The following is a 1975-nucleotide window of genomic DNA, read 5'->3' on the forward strand; positions in this document are numbered from 1 at the left end:
GCCCGGGAGCGGACGACGTCGGTGAGGTCGTGCTCCGGACCGCTGTCCTCCGGCGTCCGGTACGGCCACCACCAGCGGTCCGCACGGCAGTCCAGGGGCCGGTCGAGGTGCTGGCGCCGGTAGGCGAAGAGGCAGGCCGCCACCGCAGCCTCGGGCGTGCCGTCGACGAGCTCGCGGACCGCGAGCCGGTAGGGCTGCTCGAGCCCTGCCCGCAGGTCGGCGGGCACGTCGGCGAGGTAGCCGCGGGCGGCGGCGACGAACTCCGAGCGGTACGCCGCGTCGCGGGCGTCGAGGTCCTTGCCGTAGAGGGCGAGGTCGTGACGGACGAACTTGTCCAGCTTCGCCGCGGCGAGGTCCGGGCGGCCCTCGAGGTAGCCGTCGATGGCTCGGTTGGCGGTGATCCGGTCGCGGAAGTTGGCGATCTCGTGGCGGCGGGCCGTGATCGACTCCTCGCCGGCGACGTTGTTGACGTACCAGAGGTACACGGTCTCCGGCAGCGTGGCGATCCGGCGGGCCCGGGCCCAGAGCGCGACGGTGAAGGGCTGGTCCTCGTAGAGGATCCGCTCGGGGAAGCGGATGCCCTCCTCGGCCAGGAACGCCCGCCGGACGACCTTGGCCACGGCGATGGTGTCGTGCCAGAGCGGTGACCCCGGCGCGAGCGGCCCGACCGGGCCGGACACGTAGGCCGTGGCCGGCAGCGGCGTCGTGCGGCCGGTGCGCTCGTTGAACCGCGCGACCCCGCCGGCCGCGACGTCGGCGTCGCGGGCCACGGCGAGGTCCACGAGCCGGCGGAGCGTGCCCGGCAGGTACTCGTCGTCGCTGTCGCAGAACGCGACGTACGTGCCGCGGGCCTCGGCGATGCCGAGGTTGCGCGGGGCTCCGGGGGCCCCGTCGTTCTCCCCGCGGTGCACGACCCGGACCCGGCGGTCGGACGCCGCAAGGCGGTCGGCGACCTCGCCCGTGCCGTCGGTGGACCCGTCGTCGACGACGAGGACCTCGATGCCCGGCCCGTCCCAGGCCGCGAGCACCGAGGCGACCGCCCGCGGCAGGCGCTCCGCGTCGTCGAAGACGTTCGAGATGACGGTGAGCAGCGGGGCCGGTGCCGCGTCCCCGGCCGCGTCCGAGGCGGCGGGTGCGCCGTCGGTGGGGTCGTCGGCCGTGCCGTCGAGGGCCGCGTCCTGGGGCACGTCGGGGCCTTCCGTGGGGAGGGGGGCGAACCGCCCGGGCGAGGGCGGCGCGGCGCCCATCCTAACGACGCGTTCGGGCGCACCGGCCGCCCCGCGGCGGCTTCGAGGCGCCCACGGCGCGCGGTTGGGTGGGCCCAAGGTTGGTGCGTTAGGTTGTCGAGGTCCATCCCGGCCCGGACGGCGCCTCGTCGCGCCGCCGCGCCCGCGTACGCACCGGCCGCGAGCCGGCCGAGAGCACGGAGCAGTCCTTGGCAGCACCCGACGCAGCGAGCCCCGCGATCGTCGGCGGGGTCACCGAGGCGACCCCGCGCGAGCAGCCCGGCCCCTCCGCCCCGCAGCGCGCCGTCCCGGCCGGCCCGCGCAAGGACATCCAGGCGCTTCGCGCCATCGCGGTCGCTCTCGTCGTCCTCTACCACTTCTGGCCCAAGCGGCTCACGGGCGGCTACATCGGGGTCGACGTCTTCTTCGTCATCTCCGGCTTCCTCATCACCCTGCACCTGCTCGAACGGCCGATCCGGCGGGTCTCCGACCTCTTCGCCTTCTGGGCCCGCCGGGTGCGGCGGCTCATCCCGGCCGCCACCCTCGTGCTCGTCGTCACGCTCGGTGCGAGCTTGCTGTGGCTGCCGCAGACGGTCCACGAGCGGGTGGCCAACGAGGTCATCGCCTCGGCGCTCTACGTCGAGAACTGGTTCCTCGCCCTCACCTCGACCGACTACCTCGCCACCGACCAGCTGCACTCGGCGACCCAGCACTACTGGTCGCTGTCGGTCGAGGAGCAGTTCTACATC

Annotated in this window: 2 protein-coding genes; one reads left to right on the plus strand and one right to left on the minus strand. The window is 74.8% G+C overall.

The genetic code is table 11. The annotated features are described in order from the left end of the window. On the minus strand, nucleotides 1-1187 hold a 1187-nt coding region (locus ACR9ZK_RS21450), incomplete at its 3' end, for a glycosyltransferase family 2 protein (protein WP_481343991.1). A gap of 248 nt (nucleotides 1188-1435) precedes the next feature. Between ACR9ZK_RS21450 and ACR9ZK_RS21455 the strand changes: the two genes are divergently transcribed. Further along, nucleotides 1436-1975 (plus strand): acyltransferase family protein (locus ACR9ZK_RS21455; protein WP_481343992.1); only part of this gene is annotated, 540 nt, incomplete at its 3' end.

This window comes from Monashia sp. HAY1-5C (assembly GCF_056755255.1).